At 37.6% G+C, this 19,645-nt stretch carries 20 protein-coding genes; 3 read left to right on the forward strand and 17 right to left on the reverse strand.

Going from position 1 to position 19,645, the window contains the following annotated elements; translation table 11 throughout:
• Positions 1 to 118: 118 nt before the first annotated feature.
• Positions 119 to 1,918, reverse strand: a complete 1,800-nt coding sequence (locus MKX83_RS21390; protein ID WP_341057829.1) for a sigma 54-interacting transcriptional regulator — start codon at positions 1,916 to 1,918, stop codon at positions 119 to 121.
• Between the two features lie 141 nt (positions 1,919 to 2,059).
• Between MKX83_RS21390 and MKX83_RS21395 the strand changes: the two genes are divergently transcribed.
• Both MKX83_RS21395 and MKX83_RS21400 read left to right on the forward strand, forming a co-directional pair.
• Complete coding sequence (locus MKX83_RS21395; protein WP_224937218.1) at positions 2,060 to 3,268, forward strand: M20 family metallopeptidase; 1,209 nt, start codon at positions 2,060 to 2,062, stop codon at positions 3,266 to 3,268.
• Between the two features lie 178 nt (positions 3,269 to 3,446).
• Positions 3,447 to 4,088 carry a hypothetical protein gene (locus MKX83_RS21400; protein WP_341057833.1) on the forward strand — a complete coding sequence of 214 codons (642 nt, stop codon included), beginning with the start codon at positions 3,447 to 3,449 and terminating at the stop codon, positions 4,086 to 4,088.
• Between the two features lie 291 nt (positions 4,089 to 4,379).
• Here the strand turns inward: MKX83_RS21400 and MKX83_RS21405 are convergent, their stop codons facing one another.
• From MKX83_RS21405 to MKX83_RS21435, 7 genes are all read right to left on the reverse strand, one after another.
• Positions 4,380 to 5,177: a DUF4097 family beta strand repeat-containing protein gene (locus MKX83_RS21405; protein ID WP_341057835.1), complete on the reverse strand. Its 798-nt coding sequence runs from the start codon at positions 5,175 to 5,177 to the stop codon at positions 4,380 to 4,382.
• Complete coding sequence (locus tag MKX83_RS21410; protein ID WP_224937221.1) at positions 5,170 to 5,727, reverse strand: HAAS signaling domain-containing protein; 558 nt, start codon at positions 5,725 to 5,727, stop codon at positions 5,170 to 5,172. The genes MKX83_RS21405 and MKX83_RS21410 overlap by 8 nt, the downstream gene beginning before the upstream one ends.
• Positions 5,720 to 6,043 carry a PadR family transcriptional regulator gene (locus tag MKX83_RS21415; protein ID WP_095371757.1) on the reverse strand — a complete coding sequence of 108 codons (324 nt, stop codon included), beginning with the start codon at positions 6,041 to 6,043 and terminating at the stop codon, positions 5,720 to 5,722. Before MKX83_RS21415 ends, MKX83_RS21410 begins: the two co-directional genes overlap by 8 nt.
• A gap of 152 nt (positions 6,044 to 6,195) precedes the next feature.
• Positions 6,196 to 6,948 (reverse strand): amino acid ABC transporter permease, encoded by a 753-nt coding sequence (locus MKX83_RS21420; RefSeq protein ID WP_341057840.1) that lies wholly within the window; start codon positions 6,946 to 6,948, stop codon positions 6,196 to 6,198.
• A gap of 18 nt (positions 6,949 to 6,966) precedes the next feature.
• Positions 6,967 to 7,665 (reverse strand): amino acid ABC transporter permease, encoded by a 699-nt coding sequence (locus tag MKX83_RS21425; RefSeq protein WP_224937224.1) that lies wholly within the window; start codon positions 7,663 to 7,665, stop codon positions 6,967 to 6,969.
• A 51-nt stretch (positions 7,666 to 7,716) separates the two neighbouring features.
• The gene (locus tag MKX83_RS21430; protein WP_224937225.1) at positions 7,717 to 8,562 is read right to left on the reverse strand and encodes a transporter substrate-binding domain-containing protein; all 846 of its coding nucleotides are present in this window, start codon (positions 8,560 to 8,562) and stop codon (positions 7,717 to 7,719) included.
• A gap of 17 nt (positions 8,563 to 8,579) precedes the next feature.
• Positions 8,580 to 9,332 carry an amino acid ABC transporter ATP-binding protein gene (locus MKX83_RS21435; protein WP_251162191.1) on the reverse strand — a complete coding sequence of 251 codons (753 nt, stop codon included), beginning with the start codon at positions 9,330 to 9,332 and terminating at the stop codon, positions 8,580 to 8,582.
• A gap of 214 nt (positions 9,333 to 9,546) precedes the next feature.
• Here MKX83_RS21435 and MKX83_RS21440 point away from each other — a divergent pair, with 214 nt between their 5' ends.
• A complete protein-coding gene (locus MKX83_RS21440; RefSeq protein WP_251162192.1) occupies positions 9,547 to 10,701 on the forward strand; it encodes an acyl-CoA dehydrogenase family protein in 1,155 nt (384 codons plus the stop codon).
• Positions 10,702 to 11,151: 450 nt separating this feature from the next.
• Here MKX83_RS21440 and MKX83_RS21445 read toward each other — a convergent pair whose 3' ends face one another.
• The 9 genes from MKX83_RS21445 to MKX83_RS21485 form a co-directional block, all read right to left on the reverse strand.
• Positions 11,152 to 11,349 carry a hypothetical protein gene (locus tag MKX83_RS21445; protein WP_341057844.1) on the reverse strand — a complete coding sequence of 66 codons (198 nt, stop codon included), beginning with the start codon at positions 11,347 to 11,349 and terminating at the stop codon, positions 11,152 to 11,154.
• A 162-nt stretch (positions 11,350 to 11,511) separates the two neighbouring features.
• The gene (locus MKX83_RS21450) at positions 11,512 to 12,729 is read right to left on the reverse strand and encodes an MFS transporter (RefSeq protein WP_341057848.1); all 1,218 of its coding nucleotides are present in this window, start codon (positions 12,727 to 12,729) and stop codon (positions 11,512 to 11,514) included.
• Between the two features lie 21 nt (positions 12,730 to 12,750).
• On the reverse strand, positions 12,751 to 13,053 hold the full coding sequence (locus MKX83_RS21455; RefSeq protein ID WP_341057850.1) for a hypothetical protein: 303 nt from the start codon (positions 13,051 to 13,053) through the stop codon (positions 12,751 to 12,753).
• A gap of 16 nt (positions 13,054 to 13,069) precedes the next feature.
• Positions 13,070 to 14,101, reverse strand: a complete 1,032-nt coding sequence (locus MKX83_RS21460; RefSeq protein ID WP_341057853.1) for a DUF2804 domain-containing protein — start codon at positions 14,099 to 14,101, stop codon at positions 13,070 to 13,072.
• A gap of 12 nt (positions 14,102 to 14,113) precedes the next feature.
• Positions 14,114 to 14,728 carry a histidine phosphatase family protein gene (locus MKX83_RS21465; protein ID WP_341057854.1) on the reverse strand — a complete coding sequence of 205 codons (615 nt, stop codon included), beginning with the start codon at positions 14,726 to 14,728 and terminating at the stop codon, positions 14,114 to 14,116.
• 31 nt (positions 14,729 to 14,759) lie between these two features.
• Positions 14,760 to 15,560: an MBL fold metallo-hydrolase gene (locus tag MKX83_RS21470; protein WP_341057857.1), complete on the reverse strand. Its 801-nt coding sequence runs from the start codon at positions 15,558 to 15,560 to the stop codon at positions 14,760 to 14,762.
• Between the two features lie 372 nt (positions 15,561 to 15,932).
• Complete coding sequence (rsgA, locus tag MKX83_RS21475; protein ID WP_341057859.1) at positions 15,933 to 17,027, reverse strand: ribosome small subunit-dependent GTPase A; 1,095 nt, start codon at positions 17,025 to 17,027, stop codon at positions 15,933 to 15,935.
• Between the two features lie 2 nt (positions 17,028 to 17,029).
• A complete protein-coding gene (locus tag MKX83_RS21480) occupies positions 17,030 to 18,202 on the reverse strand; it encodes a bis-aminopropyl spermidine synthase family protein (RefSeq protein ID WP_281202722.1) in 1,173 nt (390 codons plus the stop codon).
• 731 nt (positions 18,203 to 18,933) lie between these two features.
• Entirely contained in the window at positions 18,934 to 19,557 is a 624-nt protein-coding gene (locus tag MKX83_RS21485; RefSeq protein WP_281202723.1) for an acyltransferase, read from the reverse strand.
• Positions 19,558 to 19,645 lie beyond the last annotated feature (88 nt).

The raw sequence follows: 19,645 nt of genomic DNA on the forward strand, positions 1-19,645 counted from the left end.
ATTTATATGCAATTGATGTGCCAAAAAGAAAACCCTTACATTCAAAAGATTGTAAGGGTTGTAGTGTAGTAGAATCACTACATGTGTAGATTTTATGTAGTGAAATATCTACACTCATTCATAATTGAAACTTTTTCAACTTTTGATATAATGTGGTTCGATGAATACCTAAACGTTCCGCTGCCTTTTTCTTATTGCCACCAACTTGACGCAAAGTATCTATAATGAGGTCTCTTTCCCGTTTTCTCCCCATATCTTTCGCTTCTTCTATTAAAGAAGGTTCCTTTGTGATGGATTTTGGTTGTTCTTCTAAATAAGTATGTATATGGGTAATGTCAATCACTGGTTGTTCGACGAGGGTAACTAACCTTTCTATGACATTAACAAGTTCACGAATATTACCCGGCCAATCCCGTTGTACAAGCATTCCAATTGCTTCAGGTGTGTAGATTTTCTCTTCGATTTGATATTGCTTGCAGATTTTTTTCGTATATTCATTTAATAATAACGGAATGTCTGTTTTCCTTTCTTTTAAGGAAGGAAGGGGAATTTCGATGATATTTAGACGATAATATAAATCCTCACGGAAGCTCCCCTCTTGAATACATTTTTTCAAGTTACGATTAGTTGCGGCAATGATCCGCGCACGAATCGGGTATTTCTTGTTACCACCAATTCTCTCCGCTTCTTTTTCTTGCAAGACTCGTAATAGTTTCGTTTGCATGACTAAAGGTAATTCGCCAATCTCATCTAAAAAGAGCGTTCCATACTGCGCCAATTCAAATTTACCTAATTTCCCACCTTTCTTTGCTCCAGTAAAAGCACCTTCTTCATAGCCAAATAGCTCTGATTCAAACAGACTTTCTGGGATTGCCCCGCAATTCACACTAATAAAAGGACCCTCGGCAAACGGACTCAATACATGCATGCTTTTCGCAACCATTTCTTTCCCTGTTCCGCTTTCTCCCGTAATCAGTGTGGTAGCCATTGTACGCGCAGCACGCCTTGTTAATCGCTTAATCTCTTTAATTTCCCTACTTTCACCAACAATATCGTCTAATGTAACATGGCGATCGTTTTTAAGTTGTTCGACGAAGGGCCGACGATTAATACTGTTTTCTTGTTGATTTTTTTGTAATGATTGATAGATTTTATATACTTCTGTCACACCCTCAAAAATAAGCATGCCAATGGCACCAATCACTTTCCCATCTTGCCATAGTGGAATACGGTGAACGATCATATCTTGACCATTTATTCTTTGGACTACCCCACGTTCTGGTGTAGCTGTTTTAACCGTTTGATGAAGATTCGTATTTTCAATCACTTCAGTCACATGACGGCCAATCGCATCCTCCCTCTTCACACCAATAAATTGACTATAAGCTTCATTAAATTCCTGCACGACCCCATACTGATCAACAACAGCGATCCCTTCGTAAGCTCGTTCTAAAATAACCTTCAATACTTCTGTGGCATTCTCTTGCTGTTCAATGCGATGAATCCATTTTTTATATCCATCCATCATCTCTCTTGTATGAATCATTCCGACAACATAATCATTTTCATCTACTACTGGCAGTTCCTCATAAGGAAAGGAAGCTGCATAGAGGATGGAATCATCCAACCGGACATAGGCAAAATTCCTCGTTGGCACCGGATGAATGGTGACATCTCTATCTTGACCTTTAAGAAGATAAGAAAATAATTTTTTCATAGATACGATGCCAACTAGCTTCTTATGATCATCAATGACTGGTAAGCTACTTACTTGATATCGATTCATCTTTTCACCAGCTTGTCCTAATGTTTCTCCTAAAGAAATACAAGGTGGATTAGGCGACATCCAATACCTTACTTTCAAGAATTCCTCTCTTTCTAGCTTTTCCCTTGTCTTTGAACGGTCTTCAATAAACATGAAAGGCACCTCCCGCAAGAAATAAAACGAAATATTCTAAAAATATATTGGAATTTATTCTCCTCTTCAACTATTATAAACTTATTCACTCAAACGTGATGAAGGATTCACCATATTTTTTTACATAGAAGGAGGATTTATATGTTAGAAAAGCTTTATTCATTACTACAAGAACATTATAACGAAATGGTTGAAATCAGAAGACATTTGCACCAGCACCCTGAACTTTCTTTTCAAGAAGTGGAAACACCCAAATTCATTGCTAACTATCACCAAAAGCTTGGACATGAAGTCCGAACTGGTGTAGGAGAGCGTGGTGTTGTCGCTAAATTACATGGAGCAAAGCCCGGAAAAACCATCGCTTTAAGAGCGGATTTCGATGCATTACCCATTCATGAGGAAAATGATTTTCCTTATAAGTCTAAAAAACCCGGTGTCATGCATGCTTGCGGTCACGATACACACACAGCGACATTACTTGTTTTAGCAAAAGTACTCAATAAACTTCAAAATGAAATTGAGGGCACAATTGTCTTCATTCATCAACATGCGGAAGAATATATGCCGGGTGGTGCGATTGCGATGATTGAAGATGGTTGCTTGGAAGGGGTCGATGTTATTTTCGGTCAACATATTTCATCCGGTGAACCATTAGGTGAAATCGGCTATCGTTCTGGGCCACTCATGGCAGCAGCTGACCGCTTCCATATTAAACTCCAGGGAAGAGGTGGACATGGCGCCCATCCTCACGAAGCAAATGACAGTATCGTTCTCGGCGCTCAACTCATTGTTAATCTCCAACAAATCGTTAGCCGCCGTATTGATCCACTCGAATCTGCTGTTCTTTCTATTGGTGAATTCGATGCCAAAAATGCATTCAATGTCATAGCTGATTCTGTCACACTTACAGGAACGGTTCGAACCTTTAACGAAAACATAAGGAATAGGATGGAAAGAGAAATCGAGCGTGTAATCGAAGGAACCTGCTTAACTGCGGCTGCAAGTTATGATTATAAATATGTTCATGGCTATCCAGCTCTTGTCAACCATGCAGCTGAAACAAAGTTTGTTGCTCAATTAGCTGGTGAGGTTCCTGGTGTAACTGCGGCTGTAGAGATTGCCCCTCGTATGGGTGGTGAAGACTTCGCTTACTATTTACAAAAAGTTCCTGGCACCTTCTTCAATACCGGTGCAGCTATTGTTGGAAGAACACCATACCCTCATCATCATCCTAAATTTGATATTGATGAAAGAGGCATGCTCATTGCAGCAAACATGCTCGCCACAGCTACAGTAAAGTATATGGAACAACAAGGTGTAGTGGATACCACAGTCATTGAGACGCTTTAATCTGTTCTGAGTACTTTGTTTTAGAATCATGATTGATGTAATCCACTCTTAGAGTCTAAGAGGGTGTAGGTTTTACTGAGGGCGGTGAATGCTTCTTTTTATATACTTGTGGCAGCAATTTCTTACCACTTTATTTGCATGGTCAGAAGTCGCCTTCTACAAGAAGAGGAATTACCATATGCATAAGACTGTATTACGCGCAGTTAGCCCTAAGTTTTCCTTTCCTTTTGCGCGTATCTCCCTTTTACGCGCAACTGGCTCTAAGTTTTCCTTTGCCTTTGCGCGTATTTCCCTTTTACGCGCAGTTGACTCTACGTTTTTCTTTGCTTTTGCGTGTATTTCCCTTTTGCACGCAGTTGGCTCTAAGTTTTCCTTTGCTTTTGCGCGTATTTCCCTTTTACGCGCAGTTGACTCTAAGTTTTTCTTTCCTCTTGCGCGTATCTCCCTTTTACGCGCAGTTGACTCTAAGTTTTTCTTTCCTCTTGCGCGTATCTCCCTTTTACGCGCAGTTGACTCTGGGTTTTCCTTTGCTTTTGCGTGTATTCCCCTTTTACGCGCAGTTAGCTCTGCGTTTTCCTTTGTTTTTGCGCGTATCTCCCTTTTGCGCGCAGTTGACTCTGCGTTTTTCTTTGCTTTTGCGCGTATCTCTCTTTTACGCGCAGTTGACTCTAAATTTTTCTTTGCTTTTGCGCGTATCTCCCTTTTGCGCGCAGTTGACTCTGCGTTTTTCTTTGCTTTTGCGCGTATCTCTCTTTTACGCGCTGTTGGCTCTAAGTTTTCCTTTGTTCTTTGCGCGTATTTCCCTTTTACGCGCTGTTGACTCTAAGTTTTCCTTTGTTTTTTGCGCGTATCTCCCTTTTGCACGCTGTTGGCACTGAGTTTTCCTTTGCTTTTGCGCACACCGCATTCGTTTTTCCCTCCTGTCTGAGTGTCGTGATTACTTATTTTTCTATACTACCCCTCAATTCCTAGCCGAGTACAACATTCCTTCCTTTTAGCAACTCTTAATCACCGGGACACCCTCTCCTAACATACTATATTACAATATTTTCCACACACAGGTTTCACCGAGAAAAAAGAGACAGCCTCAAGGGACTGCCTCCTACGTTCCTTATTTTTCCGTTAATTCAATTCTCCCATTACTTGTCTTCAACTTCACTTCTACCGACCCGTCACCAATGGTTCGATTTCCTTCATTCGATCCAAGGATTTGCACCGAACCATTGCTCGTGTTAGCTGTGATGGTTGTATTGTTAACTGCTTCTTCTACCTCAACAATAATCGCACCATTGGAAGTGGCTAAGTCTAACGGAGAGTGAATAGTTGGTAGTGACATTTGGATAGCTCCATTACTCGTTTGAGCTTTTATTTCACCTTGTATATCATTTGCAATGATTGCACCATTACTCGTTTTTGCATGAATATAATCACTATCAAGTTGCTTTAATCGTAGCTTTCCATTCTTCGTATCTAATATGACTTGATTGGCATTCAACTCCGATACATCTATGACACCATTGCTGCTTTTGACACTTATTTCTTCATATGCTTCTCTTGGTAAATAAACTTCTATTTGTTTATTAAACTCTTCTAAATCAAAACTAAATAAGCGAAACGTCCTTTTATCCGTTTGATGCTCTACTTTCAAAGTATCTCCTGCAACGGATACTTTGAAATCCTCATGTTCTTTTCCTTTCATTTCACCACTTAATCTCACCTCTGCCTCGCCATCGGTTGGAGCGAGGATAACTTGGGCATTATCTGTTTTAACCTCTACATTGTTAAAGGCTTCTTCAATTGTTTTCGTCTCCGAAACATTTTCTGCTTGCAATTGCCCATAGGTAAACGCAAACCCGACTCCACCAACGCAAACGAGCAATCCACCAATTAATAATAACTTCTTAATCACCCTTCATACCTCCTTTAACAATCGAGACGTTATAAGAAAGATAACGAATAAAAATTTTCTTCATGAATTTAGTAACATACATCATAGCGACCAATAATAATAACCCCAACCCACAAAAAAGAATAGCAGCAAATAAGTTCACTAATTCAAATGATGAGGTTATAAAAATGTCGATGAGCACTAATAAGGGTGAAATAATACCTGCAAAACTTACAATCCAACCGGAAAAGATTATACTAACGATGGCAAGGAAGGGACCGAGGACAATGATTAGATTAAATAGACCTAATCCAATGACAGCCAATGTCGCCTGCAAAATATTTTGGATGCCACCATCACCTTTTGCTTGCTCGATATGGTAACTCGCCTTAACCTCCTTAGCAATGCCTCTCGGTGAACCGAGATCTTTAGCAATTTCCTCCTCTGTTTTCCCTTCTTCTAATCCAAATTCGAAATGGGCTTCATAATCTTGAAGTAATTCCATTCTTTCTTGTTTATCAATATCTTTTAATTCCGCTTCTAAGGTGATGAGAAATTCCCGTTTATTCATCTTTAACACCTTCTTTTATTAAATGATTAACCCCGTTTGTAAATTCGTACCACTCTGCTAACAACGCCTGTAAATAGATGCGTCCTTTATCTGTTAACTGATAATATTTTCTTGGTGGACCTTCTTTAGATTCCTGTAAATAAGTTGTAAAATACTCTTCCTTCGTTAACCTGCGCAATAATGGATAAACCGTACCTTCAGATATTTGAATTTGATCAGATATCTTCTGTACGAGCTCATATCCATAATGATCCTGCTTATCAAGCAAAACTAAGACGCATAACTCGAGCACACCCTTCTTAAACTGGACGTTCATTTTCTTCCTCCTTCCACTACTATATATTATATAGTACTAAACAATATGTGTTATTAAATTCTGTAATCATACTATAGCAGGTAGTATTATACATTGCAAGGTACTGAATGAAATTTTCCAAAAAAAAGAAGCCCGTAGACTTCATTTTAGCTTTAGACTCTTAAAGGAACATCTTTACTAAACGTTGTGTTCATTTTCTTTTGCTTTATCTCTTTATTCCTCATTTTTCCTTCTATATAGGTAAATAGCACTTCCAATAACCAACAAATCAACCAATAGATCAGAGCAGCGACTAAGTACATTTCCAAAAAGTGATAACCATCATTAGCAATGATTTTTGCCAGTGCCATCACTTCTACAACTTTTACCGCAAATGCTAGTGAGGTCGCCTTTATTAAACCAATAAATGTATTTCCCAAGTTTGGTAAGGCCACTAAGAAAGCTTGCGGGAGGACAATTCTTTTTAACGCTTGAAAAGTAGTCATTCCCACAGAATGGGCCGCTTCCATTTGTCCGATTTGTACAGCATTTAAGGATGCCCGCATAATTTCTGCTTGATAAGCTGATACATTAATTGTGAATGCAATAAAAGCGTAAAGCAGTGGTGAAATATGATCAGCATTATAGGCTGTACCGAAAGATTGATTCATTTTTTCTAATAGAACAGGCACACCGTAGAAGAATACATATAATTGTACCAATAATGGCGTACCTCTAATAAATGATATATAAATAATGAAGAGGCGATTAAGGATAGGGACGCGATAAATTCGGCAAAGAGCAATTAGCAGACCGAATATCAATCCAAACACCATTGCAACAACAGCAATCGCTAAGGTGATAGGCACCCCTTTTAAAACCTCAGGAATCTGCTCAATAGCAAATTCAAAATTGATCATAGGCATTAAGTGTTCATTCCTTCATTATAATTTGGATAAACTGATCTTTCCTTTCTTTAAAACCTTTTCTAATGTACTAATGACCATTTCTATTAAAATACAAGTGCCCCAGTATATAAGAGAAATGACGACATAAATCTCAAACATACCTATACCATGGTTATTACCTAATATAATCCTTACTTGACCCATAATATCGATAATACCAATCGTGAATGCTAAGGAAGTATCTTTTAATAGCTCGATAATGTTATTACCTAAATTCGGTAAAGATAAAACGAAGGCTTGAGGCAACACCACTCTCCATAATGCTTGTGTATAAGTCATTCCTACACTATATGCTGCTTCAAATTGATCCTCACCAACTGCCAAATAGGCAGAACGTACAACTTCTGAAAGATAAGCAGCATTATGCAGGGAGAGACTAATTAAAACAAAAATCATCCGATCCATACTATTAATATCAATTTGAAAAGCTAATAACAGCTGTGGTAACCCAAAATAAACAAGAAATAATTGCACTAATAAAGGTGTCGATCGACAGAATGAGAGATAAAATGTTGCGATTTGATAAAGTACTTTGAATCTCTTAATACGGATAATCGCTATAGCTACGCCTAAGACTAATGAACAAACTAATGAAATGAGTAACATAAATAAGGTGATTGGTAGCTTATCTAATACTTGTATAAACAAACTAAACCAATCATTCACCACAGACATTCAACCTTCTCCCCTTTCTAATAACAAAGAATAATCCGTAATTCGATGTGATTACGGATTAAATTTATAGTTTTCCTCATTGATATAATCTAAGTTCTCGAAGAAATTGACTTCAAACCATTTTTCAGCCAAATCTGGTAAGGTACCATCCTCAATAAGCTCTTTCGTCACCTCATCGAACTCTTTAGCTAATTCTGTGTGTTCTTTATTAAAGACGGCATAAACAGGCTCTTTTGACACAATCCCGGCCACTTTCAAATTTAAATCCAACTCTTTTTGGACAGCATTGAATGTTGTTACATTAATAAACATGGCATCATCCTTACCATCATTAACCCGCTCTAGGTTATCTGCATTAGAAGGAAATTCAATACTCTCAATATCAATTTGCTCATCAGGATTGTTTTTGTTATAACTATTTAATATTGTTCTTAAACCACCACTAGGAGACATCGGTGCTAATTTTTTGCCTACCATATCTTCTAATGTTTTGATATCTTCACGATCTGGTTGTGTTACGAGAGAAGTGAGTGAATAACCAAATTCCTGTTCTGGATAAAGGAACTTTTCTTCTCTTTCAGGGTTTTTAAAAAACCAATTAATCGCAAAATCATATTTGCCTGTATCCACGCCAACTAAATTTGCTTCCTCTTCTCCCCAAACATATTCAAAATGGTAGTCTTCTAATTTCTTTTCTACTTCTTTCAAATAATCCATATCGTAACCAATTGGCTCATTATTATCGTCCGCATATAGGAATGGTGGATTCACCTCGTCACTTATGGCGACAGTAATAACTTTCTTACCATCTTCAGTTGTCCCATTACTTGAAGACGAGCACCCAGCAATGAATAAAACGCTTATTATAATTAAAAATGCAATATTTAACCCTTTCATTTTAGTCCTCCATTCTCTTAGATAGTAAAGTCTGGTTCTTTCATTATTCTTTTTAAAAACTTCCTTGTTCTCTCTTGTTTCGGGTGAATAAGAATGTCGTCAGGCGGCCCTTGTTCGATAATCTGGCCATCATCCATAAATACCACTCTATTCGAAACCTCACGAGCAAAATCTATCTCATGGGTGACTATCATCATCGTAACCCCACCACTAGCTATTTCTCGAATAATTTCTAGCACTTCTCCTACCATTTCCGGGTCAAGTGCTGAAGTTGGCTCGTCAAACAATATAACGTCCGGATTGAGCGCTAACGCCCGGGCAATCCCCACTCTTTGTTTTTGACCTCCAGAAAGTTGTTGCGGATACGCATTGATCTTATCTGCTAAACCTACCTTAGTTAGAATGTCTATCCCGATTTCTCTCGCTATTTTTTTCGATTTCTTTTGTGCGACGATTAAACCTTCTGTGACGTTTTCTAGAACCGTTTTATTCTCAAAAAGATTATAGTGTTGAAAAACCATCGCCGTCCTTCTTCTTAATTGGAGAATGTCTTTCTTTACTGGTTTTTTTGTTTGTATCGTTAAATCATGGATTGATATTGTTCCTTCGTCTGGTTTTTCCAAATAGTTCACACATCTAAGGAGCGTTGTTTTTCCTGAACCGCTCGGACCAATAATTGTAACAACATCCCCTTTGGATACTTCTAAATCAATACCTTTTAATACATGGTTATTTTTAAACTTTTTATGAATATGCTTCAGTAAGATCATTTAAACCTCACTTTCCTGCATTACTGCATCGGTGTTAGAATTTTATAAAAAAAGATTAACAAAACAATTTCTATATGTAAAGTCGGAATTTTATTATTTTTTAAATATTTCAACAAACCAGTATCCCCTCCTTGACGAACCTGAACCACTTGTTTAACATTTAAACCAACAAAGGAAGTAGGGATTAGATCGTTCATTAGAGGAGGAAGAGACATTGGTTTCACAATTATTCGTGAAGACGGAAGAGCAGAGAAAGTGGTTACATGCATTACAGACAAAAAAAGCGACGTTTCTTAGTCGTTCACAAGAGATAGATGAAGAGGCGAAATTCCCTCATGAGAATATTCGTGAATTAGTGGAATTAGGTTATACAAAAGTGACATTACCTAAAAAATATGGCGGTGAGGGGCTTGGTGTGTATGACATGGTTCTTTTCCAAGAAACCCTTGCTTCCTACGATAGTGCCACTGCCTTAAGTATCGGCTGGCATGTTGGTGGATTAGGTGAAATCTATGAAAAGCAATTATGGACAGAGAAACAACTTGCCTCTTTTGCAAATGATGTACAAAAAGGCGCACTTGTGAACCGGTCTGTGAGCGAAGCACAAACAGGTAGCCCGACAAGAGGTGGCAGACCCGGAACAACTGCTGTGCGCCAAAAAGGTTCGTGGGTTATTAATGGCCGTAAAAATTTTACAACCATGTCGCCTGCTTTAACCTATTTTCTCACTTCTGCCTGGATAGAGGAGAAACAAACGATTGGCTTTTTCTTAATTCATAAAGATACGCCAGGATTATCTATTGACGAAACATGGGACGTCGTGGCTATGAGAGGAACAGGAAGTCATGATCTCGTATTAGAACAAGTAGTCATTCCTGAAGAGGCACTCGTTGAAACAATTGCTGACAGGGGAAAATCTTTAAATGGATGGGTATTACATATCCCCGCCTGCTATCTCGGAATTGCTCAAGCAGCTAGAGATTATGCCGTACAATTTGCCTTAGAGCATAAACCAAATAGTATAAAGGGGTCTATTAGTGAATTACCGAATGTACAAACACTTCTCGGTGAAATCGATGCCGCTTTGCTTGCTGCAAGACACCTACTCTATCACGTGGCCGAAGTATACGATGATATAGATAGAAGAAAATATATTGAAAACGAACTATCTGTTGCTAAATACCAAGTCACACATGCAGCACTTACCGTTGTCGATAAAGCGATGCGTGTCGCAGGAGCAAAAAGCTTACAACGTAATAATCCACTTCAAAGATATTACCGAGACGTCCGTGCTGGTCTTCATAATCCGCCAATGGACAATATCACCATTCAAAAACTTGCCGAATCAGCGATTGCTGTCTATAAATAAGGGCAAGCTAGAATCAGACACGAGGGAATTCCAAAATTAAATTTCTCCGTGTCTTTTTTTGTGGCGATAAGTAGCGTTTGGAGGTGATTGGGGAGGTTCAAACTGAGGGGATAACATTTGTACTAGGGGAATGGGGGATTTCGACTCAGCGCATTTTTGTCACTTTTTATGTTTGTCATCACGAATTTGGCAATCTATCTTACCACTTTCTTTTTCTCATGACTATTTTAGGTCCGTCACCACATCTTTTTGCTTTTTCATTTGGGATGTGTTCGGATTTCGTTTTGACAACACACCTACTTGCTTTTCATCCGAGTTATGTTCGTATTCCCATTTTGGCAACTCACCTACCTCCTTTTCATACGAGTTGTGTTCGCATTCCTAAATTGATAACTCATCTATCTGCTTTTCATCCGTGTTATGTTCGTATTCCCATTTTGACAACTCATCTCACCGCTTACCATCCGAGTTATGTTCGTATTCCCATTTTGACAACTCACCTACCTCCTTTTCGTCCGAGTTATGTTCGTATTCCCATTTTGGCAACTCACCTACCTCCTTTTCATACGAGTTGTGTTCGTATTCCCATTTTGACAACTCATCTACCTGCTTTTCATCCGAGTTATGTTCGTATTCCCATTTTGGCAACTCACCTACCTCCTTTTCATACGAGTTGTGTTCGTATCTCCAATTTGACAACCCATCGTTCTGCTTTTCATCCTAGCTGTGTTCGTATTGAAACTTTCACATTTCCCAACACTTCTTTTTATCTTTCTTTTCCCTAATTACCTCCACTATCCCTATTTTCCTTCAATCCAGTGGTCTCATCTCACTTAGCCTCACACCATTGTTTCTATATTTGAATAGAAACAGAGATAATAAGCTTAATATTGTGGTCCCGATTAAGAAGGGCAAATAAGTGTTCCATTCAGTTATCACCCCTGCTAAGAAAGTAGCGAGCATTCCGGTAAGACTTGTCAGAACATGTACTGCGCTTCTGACGCGAGCGATTAAATGATCGGGTGTAATTCCTTGTTGGACAGAGATTTGGACAACAAATCCCATTGATAGCGCACCATCAAATAGAACCATCCCCAAACACATCAAATAAAAATGACTAGTGGTCAAAAATATAATCCCAACCCCTGAGACAGCCATGAGGATACCTAGGAAAGGTAGCCAATTCATTTGCTTAAACCGCGGCATGAGAAAAACACCTAGCAGATTACCAATACCGGCGCATGACAGTAACAGTCCAATTTGTGTTTCTGAAAAAGATAGCGTTAAATCTGCATGCATGATGACACTGAGGATGATAAAGGTGGTACTAAAAGAGAGAGATATCGCTGTTAAAGTAATTAACATTTGTGGCGTATTAATAAAAAGATGGCCCATTCCTGCTTTCGATTCTTCGATAAAAGTCCTTACACTTTTTACTAAAGTTTGTTGTTTTTTCACCGTTGGTTGATGATTGTATTTTATGAAAATAAGCAAAAGCATGGCTGCGAGATAGAGCGTGCCACAAATGATGAGGGTAGTCGAGCCACCATATGTTGCAAGGAGATAGCCACCTAAGGCTGGGCCAATGAATGTAACAATGGCATCCGCTGCCTCAAGTAAATTATTCGCACTTAAAAGCCTTTCTCTCGAAACAATGCGGGGAATCATTGCTTGTTGGGCAATTTGAATAACAAGACCAGCAAAACCGAGTAAAAATATAATGATAGTAATCAACCATAGGTCCCCTATACCTCTAGCGAAAATATAAGAAAGAAAAAATAACAAACAGCCGTATACGAAATTGGCAACCCAAGCTACAGTCACCACATTGATTCTTTCAATAAACGTTCCCACTGGAATGGCAAAGAGAATCGATGCCGCCTTTTGCACCATTAATACAGCCGTCGTTACAATAGGAGAACCAGTAATACCGAGAACAATGAGGGGAAGGATAAGTTCATAAAAACGATCACTTAAAAGACGCGATAAGTAATGACTCCACACTTTGATAAATTCTCCGTTTATCATCGACCCACCTTCATTCCCCTTCTATATCGTTTTCGTATATTTTACCCACGCCAATACATTCAATAGAATTGTCACGATTAAAAGCACACTTGAAGCAAGGACAGCTGAACTGGTTATATCCATCAAGGCACTAAAATCTTCTATTTCTACAAGAAATTTCTGTACCATTAATTGGAATAAAATAGCCGTACTACAACAGATGAAACTTAAAAATGAATACGTCATCCACCGTTTGGCATTTTCTTGTTCTCGACTAAGATTAAGCAACGGTAGGATCCAAGCAACTATGCCTAAAACCAGACTCCCTATATTTAACCAACCCATAATAGCCACCTTTTTCTTACCATTTATTCTCCACCCTCTCAGCAAAACCAAGAAAGTCTTTCAGTACAATGGTTGTTCCATCATCCAATACCGCTTTACCAGTGAAATGACCAAATACTTGATGCTGATCACTAGAAATAACTATGACCGAGGTGTGGTCTTTACGATCTAAAATGGGGATGAAGTCCATTTCGAATCTTCCATCGCTTGAAGTGAATCGCCAAGGTGAGAGATAGTCAAAGATTCCATTATTTTGTGGGATATGGAAAGTAACCTCTTCCAGTTTATGGGCCACTCCATCATAGAAGAGCATATTTTCACTGGCAAGTGAAGTATCGCCAAAACCATAGCCGATATTAAAGCCGAATGTTTTCCCCTCGACAACACCAGATGCTGATCCCCAATACCACGTATTTTTATATGTCCATACTCCCCTGCCCCAGTCTAATGTAGCAAAGCTGTTCTTTTCCTGAAATTGATATTCTGTTTGCCCATAGTTGACACTGCCCTTTGCACGCATCCCGTTGATCTTTTGATTATAGTAAAACGCTTGTCGATCTTCCTTAAATGGAATAGCCATTACAATAGAATCTTTAGCCTCATTAACTAAATCAATGTCACAGGCAAAGTCAGTTTTACCATCGAAATTTTTCATATGACAACATAATTTCCTACCATTCTTTATATGCGAAAAAGACAGCTTAATTCGCTTATCTTGGTAAACAATATCGCCTTCCTTTGAAGTCGACGGTAAGTTCAACTTCCCAAATGTAAGAGGCTTCATCATACTTGTCGTTCGATAAGAAGCACGCTTAAAATCAAGAAAAGACACACTCAATAAAGCCATGTAGGAATTGTCGGCAATGGTCAGAGCAACACCAAAATCATCATTACAAACTAAATAATAATCCCATTCCTTTATTCTCCACGCTTGAGCCTTGATGGCCTTTCGATCATATGTAAGCAGGAGCTGTTTTGCATACCCTGCTTGAACAAGTTCCCCTTTATCATTTAAAAGATGACCCGCTTCCGTCATTTCTCTCTGCACAACGTAACCTCCCTAAGTGAATTCATATTGGTCCGGTTGAAGATGAGACATATCTGCTTCCAATAGGATATTTTTCTGACCATTTACAATGTCAATTACTGAAAGACAAGTATCATGAATGTACGGGGCATCCCAAAGATTTTCCATAGGTATTTGTTTTAAGTAGGCAAGAAGCGTTTTAATTACGACCGTATGTGTTACAAGCAAAACATTTCCATTCTTATGGTTTGCCATCACTCTTTTTAGCACTTTTACTGCTCGATCCTGTACTTGCTGAAAACTTTCTCGTTCTGTTGGATGATAGAGATGAGGCGCACGCCAAAAGGCATGGAACTCATCTGCGTATTTTTTTTCTACATCTGATTGTTGCTGCCCCTCCCAACTTCCCATATAAATCTCTTGTAAATCCTCATCAGTAAAAATCTTAATTGGGCGATTGCCTTTAATCAGGCTCGCCGTCATCATCGTTCTTCCACTTGGACTGGCATAAATCGCATCAAACGGGACTTTGCTTAAATGTTCTCCTAATAATTTGGCGTTCTCCCTCCCAATTGTTGTTAGGTCAGAATCTAATCTTCCCTGTAGCCTTCTTTCTCTATTCCATTCTGTCTGACCATGTCTTGTCATGTATATTTTCACCATTCACCCTTCTTTCTGTCTAAAATCGGAAACTTATCTGTTGAAAGGAATGTATGCCTGTCCCAAATTGATCCAATTGATGACTCTTTAAATACTGAACTGCATCATATGCTTCCTGCAAAACAGTCGGTGCTAATCCTAATGTATGATGTGATCCGAACACTTTTGCAACATTGGGAATCAGCGCTATTTTTTCAATTGATCGTACGAGATCAGAGGGACTCGTCGAAGGATAAAAAGCGAATATAGGCTCGGTATCATACAATAAATCACCTGTAAATAGGTAGTTATATGTTTCATCAAAAATAGTAATATGCCCCGGTGAGTGTCCTGGCGTATGATAGATCTTAAGTTTTCGATTCCCTAATTGCAGCACATCACCATCCGCTAGTAAAGCGGTCGGCTCTCCTGTAAAAGGCTGATACGTTTCAGGATTAAATGTTTTTGGGGTGGGGATTGTAATATCTCTTTGTATATCAGTGCGGATTTGTTGGAGCGTAAGACCACTAATACCATTAATTAACCAGTCTTTATCTAGCTCATGAACGTAAATCGTATCGTACAATCCATGTCCACCAATATGATCGACATGAACATGCGTTGTTATGACCTCAATAGGTAAGGAAGTTAATTGATCGGTTATACGTTTAATGTTATCTATTCCAAGTACTGTATCAATGAGTACCGCTTTTTCTTCACCAATGAGTAAAAACGAATGTACTTTTTCCCAGTGGCCATATTCACTAATCGCATACGTTTTACTATCAATTAATTGCACAGTAAACCAAGAATCTTTAATTAACACAAGCTTCACCTGCATTTCAAATTTTGGAATGGAAGAGTTTTTGAGGTACTTAATGTATAATGGTTGGTCTATTCTTAAGTATAGCAATTTTTGGTAGATGTGAATAGATAACGATATCTAAATAAGAGTTATCAACATTTGTATTAAATATTTTCTATTAAATGGATCATTTTGGAAGAAATAGAGCCATTTTTCAGTTCTTTTATCTTCTGAACTTATTCTTTCTATGTTCATAAGATATTGCGTGTCAATCTCGTCCTTCAGTTTATGTACACTATTTCAAAAATAAAAATCCTATTTAACTATACAACCTATCTATCAAAAAATAGGGTAACAGCTCAACATGGAGATGTTACCCTATTCTTTATTTTAATCATTTCTTAGACTTCATCTTTTTTTATCTCTACTCTGTTCTTTGATGGACTTTCTGAAATTCCTAAAGTCTTTCATGCCGCCCATACTACTAAGCATTTCATTTGTCTTTTCTTTTTCAATCATTTTAGAATTCAAACCTTGATACTTAGTCTCTTTTTTTAGTTTCCAATAGCTTTCTAACCTCTCAACAGACAAAAAACCATCTTTAATTGCCTTTTGTACTGCACAGTTCGGCTCATGTTGATGTGTACAATCATTAAATTTACAATCAAAAGCAAGTTGATTAATATCAGAAAAGGATGTCGTTAAATCTGCACTTATAATCCCAAGTTCCCTCATACCGGGGGTATCTATAACAACACCTAAATTTGGCAACATAATCAGTTCTCGTCTTGTAGTAGTGTGTCTGCCCTTATCATCATTTCTTAAACCATTCGTATCTAATATTTTTTGCCCTATCAGACAATTGATTAAGGTTGATTTTCCAACTCCAGATGAACCTATAAACGCTACTGTCTTACCGCTAGAGAGATAACTTTTTAAGGAATGGTACCCTTCATCAGAAACACTTGTTGTAACATGTACTGCTACACCTATTGCAATAGAAGATATTTCATTAAGCCTTGCTTCTATTTCATTACATAAATCTGATTTTGTAAGTACAATAACCGGTGTTGCACCACTATCCCATGCGATAGAAAGGTAACGCTCTAGTCTACGTAGATTATAATCATCGTTCAATGACATACAAATAAAAACCGTATCAATATTTGTAGCTACCATCTGTATATCTTCTTTAGTTCCTGCCATTTTACGTGCAAATGCGCTTTTTCGTGAAAGTATGTGATGAATAATTCCGTTCCCCTGTGAATTATTTGTTCTATCAATCATTACAAAATCTCCCACAGCAGGATATTCAGAAATTCCTTTTACATTATAGTGATATTTACCAGAGATCTCAGCAACTATCTCACTTTTTTCTGTGATTACCTTATATAAGTTTTTAGATTGTGATGAAACTCTACCAATAAAAAGGTCTTTATATTTTTTAGACTCCTGTATAAATTCTTCAGTAAGTCCTAAATTTTTCATATCAATATTATTCAACTTCATTTCCTCCTAACTTGTTTTTTTACTAACACAAATTTATTTTGATTGCACACCGGACATCCTTGATTTTTCAACGCTTCGATTGTAGGAAAGTCTCCCTGGATGCCAACAAGGGTTGCTCTATTACACGACTTACATTGGTAAGTACGGATTGTTTGCCTTACCTCACCTGTATAGATTGCATCTTCGAATCGACCTATAATATTAGGCTTCGTTGATTCTGTTGTTTGAAGAACGATCATTTGTCCTTTATTTCCAATCATTTGTGCCCCTTCGTATTCATTAAAATTTACTATAATCTCTTTAATTGAGAGACTCATGTGTATTAGCTCATGCTGCAATGCCAGCATAAAGTCTGGTGATTTATGGGCAAATGACAAAAAGATTGGGAAGCCTTTTTCTTTCTTTAAAGCGCTTATTCCGCGAGAAAGGAACAAAGACATTCCTTGTAACGTATAAGGCGGATCTGTAAAAAAGCAATCGTATTGTTCGTGAAAATACTCTGGTAGTAATTGTCGCAAATCCATATGAAGGTCATTAATAGATAGGCCTTCTCGTTCATTTATATGAAGAATATATTGTAAGAATCGGTAATCATTATCTATGACGGTAATCATGGTTTTTTTATTCCTCTTATCCGGAAATAACCGGTTAAGAAGAAGGCCGAGCGACACACTGACTAGGTCGTCATCACCAACACACAAGATTTTTTTTCCTATCAACGCATGCTCTCTTAGGCAAAGTATTGCCCGACGCAAACTTGTTTCGGGTGTGCATTTTGATTGATCAATTTGCACATTAACTTGTGGGCGTAATTGAAATAACCTTGTTAGTAACGATAATATACCTTCAAGCTCTACCTTCCAATCTGTCTCATTAGTCATAAGCCTTTGATATAAGGCTTTGTCTAATCCATCATATCCTAATTCATTTTCGATATATGAAAGCCCTTTATAGGTACAACGCACCCCACGATCCTGGATTAATGCACCTGCCTTTATAAGTTCCTTCTTAACCGCAGTAGCCACTGGAACTGGAAGAAGGACTTTTCGTGCTAGTTCTTTTGTTGATATCCCAGGTTGTATAAAACATTCAACCAAAAGTTGTTCAATTACCAAAGGACCCTCTTGAAGACATACCTTTGCATTAACTTGTTCAATATAATTATTCATGGAATCACTCTCTTATTGTCGATATTTTAATGTGCTTTATTCATTGTGGATAAACACACACGTCATCCAAACAGATACTTAATCCCAAATAAAAAAGGACAGAAAATGAACATATAGTCCATCTTCTGTCCTTTTTAGGATATTGACTACCAAATGACTTTTTGTCAGAATGATACCGGTCGTTAAAAAAACCTATTTCTAACGTGAGAGTAAAAAATATAACCGTGCAAACGAGCACGGCTTTTGTAGTCAATTATAAATTAAGGATGGCCGTTGTGTTCTTAACCTATATTGATTCATCTATTTTTGTCCAAGGCAAACAAACCACTTCAAAAAGTGGATTTTTCCATGTAAATAGAAAGAACCATATAAAATTGGTTGATTAGTTAAGAACAAATACCAACATCGAGGCAAAACTCCTATATTGAAAAATATATCCAATTGTAACTTGGATATATTAAATAATCAAGAGTAAAAGTTATTCTATTTTTCTTACGACCTTCCACGCATTTCTAACTCCTTTAATTGTACTCCTGCAAAACTTGGTAAAGTATGAATAATACAAACTCAACTGATAACTCAAGAGATTATAAGATTATCATACTACTCACTTAAGCTTGACCAATAAGCACTATTCCATTTAATTTATAAATTTTAAGCCTTATTACATTTGAAATATAATAAGGCTCTTCATTATTGAAATGAAATTCATCATAATTATCACTCCACTCCTATAATCGCTCTCGACTCCAAGTTGTCCCTGTTTTGATTATCTTAGCTGGAGAGCCTGCAATGGTTGTATGTGCTTCGGAGAAAGGTTTAGTAACAACTGATCTTGCTCCGATGATCGTATCGTCGGGAATCACCGCGCCTTTGGAGATCAAGCAACTAGCAGCAACCCAAACATGATTACCAATGACCACATCCTTTGCACCGTTCAATCTTTCATTTGTTTCAAGGTCAAGAACGGAATGAGCATCTGTTGTTCTCACGGCTATATCATAAGAAAACATACAGTCCGCTCCAATGGAAATATTCTTTCCTTCTTGTGATAATAGATAGACATTCTTAAAGGTCGTTCGGTCACCCACTTTAATTGATTGTTTTTTGCCTTTTAATAATATATGACCAATTAAGTCGGTATTTTCCCCTATCATAATTTCATTATTTGAACCTCGTATGTGAATTAATATATTGGATAGTTTTGTCCCTTTTCCAATATGGATTTTATTATTTGAACCAGTGATTTTTAATTCAGCATTTTTAAAAATAAACGATTCTTCATCGTATATTAGTTGATTGTTTTTTCCAAATACTTTCGTCGTTAGTCCTTTAATTTCTTCTTGAAGTATCATGAAAATGGACCTCCTTACAATTATTGCTCGTATTATAACATCACTGAGTTATTGTAAAGGAGGAATTTACAGAAACTGAAAACAACTG

Source organism: Cytobacillus sp. FSL M8-0252 (assembly GCF_038007345.1).
Lineage (GTDB): Bacteria > Bacillota > Bacilli > Bacillales > Cytobacillaceae > Cytobacillus > Cytobacillus kochii.

What these genes read in the sequence shown, in the direction of transcription:
- MKX83_RS21450 (WP_341057848.1), bottom strand. Translation starts at nt 12,729, where the DNA reads ATGATAAACGGAGAATTTATCAAAGTGTGGAGTCATTACTTATCGCGT.
- MKX83_RS21470 (WP_341057857.1), bottom strand. Translation starts at nt 15,560, where the DNA reads ATGCAGGTGAAGCTTGTGTTAATTAAAGATTCTTGGTTTACTGTGCAA.
- MKX83_RS21430 (WP_224937225.1), bottom strand. Translation starts at nt 8,562, where the DNA reads ATGAAAGGGTTAAATATTGCATTTTTAATTATAATAAGCGTTTTATTC.
- MKX83_RS21485 (WP_281202723.1), bottom strand. Translation starts at nt 19,557, where the DNA reads ATGATACTTCAAGAAGAAATTAAAGGACTAACGACGAAAGTATTTGGA.
- MKX83_RS21435 (WP_251162191.1), bottom strand. Translation starts at nt 9,332, where the DNA reads ATGATCTTACTGAAGCATATTCATAAAAAGTTTAAAAATAACCATGTA.
- MKX83_RS21410 (WP_224937221.1), bottom strand. Translation starts at nt 5,727, where the DNA reads ATGAATAAACGGGAATTTCTCATCACCTTAGAAGCGGAATTAAAAGAT.
- MKX83_RS21400 (WP_341057833.1), top strand. Translation starts at nt 3,447, where the DNA reads ATGCATAAGACTGTATTACGCGCAGTTAGCCCTAAGTTTTCCTTTCCT.
- MKX83_RS21425 (WP_224937224.1), bottom strand. Translation starts at nt 7,665, where the DNA reads ATGTCTGTGGTGAATGATTGGTTTAGTTTGTTTATACAAGTATTAGAT.
- MKX83_RS21390 (WP_341057829.1), bottom strand. Translation starts at nt 1,918, where the DNA reads ATGTTTATTGAAGACCGTTCAAAGACAAGGGAAAAGCTAGAAAGAGAG.
- MKX83_RS21480 (WP_281202722.1), bottom strand. Translation starts at nt 18,202, where the DNA reads ATGAATAATTATATTGAACAAGTTAATGCAAAGGTATGTCTTCAAGAG.
- MKX83_RS21415 (WP_095371757.1), bottom strand. Translation starts at nt 6,043, where the DNA reads ATGAACGTCCAGTTTAAGAAGGGTGTGCTCGAGTTATGCGTCTTAGTT.
- MKX83_RS21395 (WP_224937218.1), top strand. Translation starts at nt 2,060, where the DNA reads ATGTTAGAAAAGCTTTATTCATTACTACAAGAACATTATAACGAAATG.
- MKX83_RS21420 (WP_341057840.1), bottom strand. Translation starts at nt 6,948, where the DNA reads ATGCCTATGATCAATTTTGAATTTGCTATTGAGCAGATTCCTGAGGTT.
- MKX83_RS21455 (WP_341057850.1), bottom strand. Translation starts at nt 13,053, where the DNA reads ATGGGTTGGTTAAATATAGGGAGTCTGGTTTTAGGCATAGTTGCTTGG.
- MKX83_RS21465 (WP_341057854.1), bottom strand. Translation starts at nt 14,728, where the DNA reads ATGACAAGACATGGTCAGACAGAATGGAATAGAGAAAGAAGGCTACAG.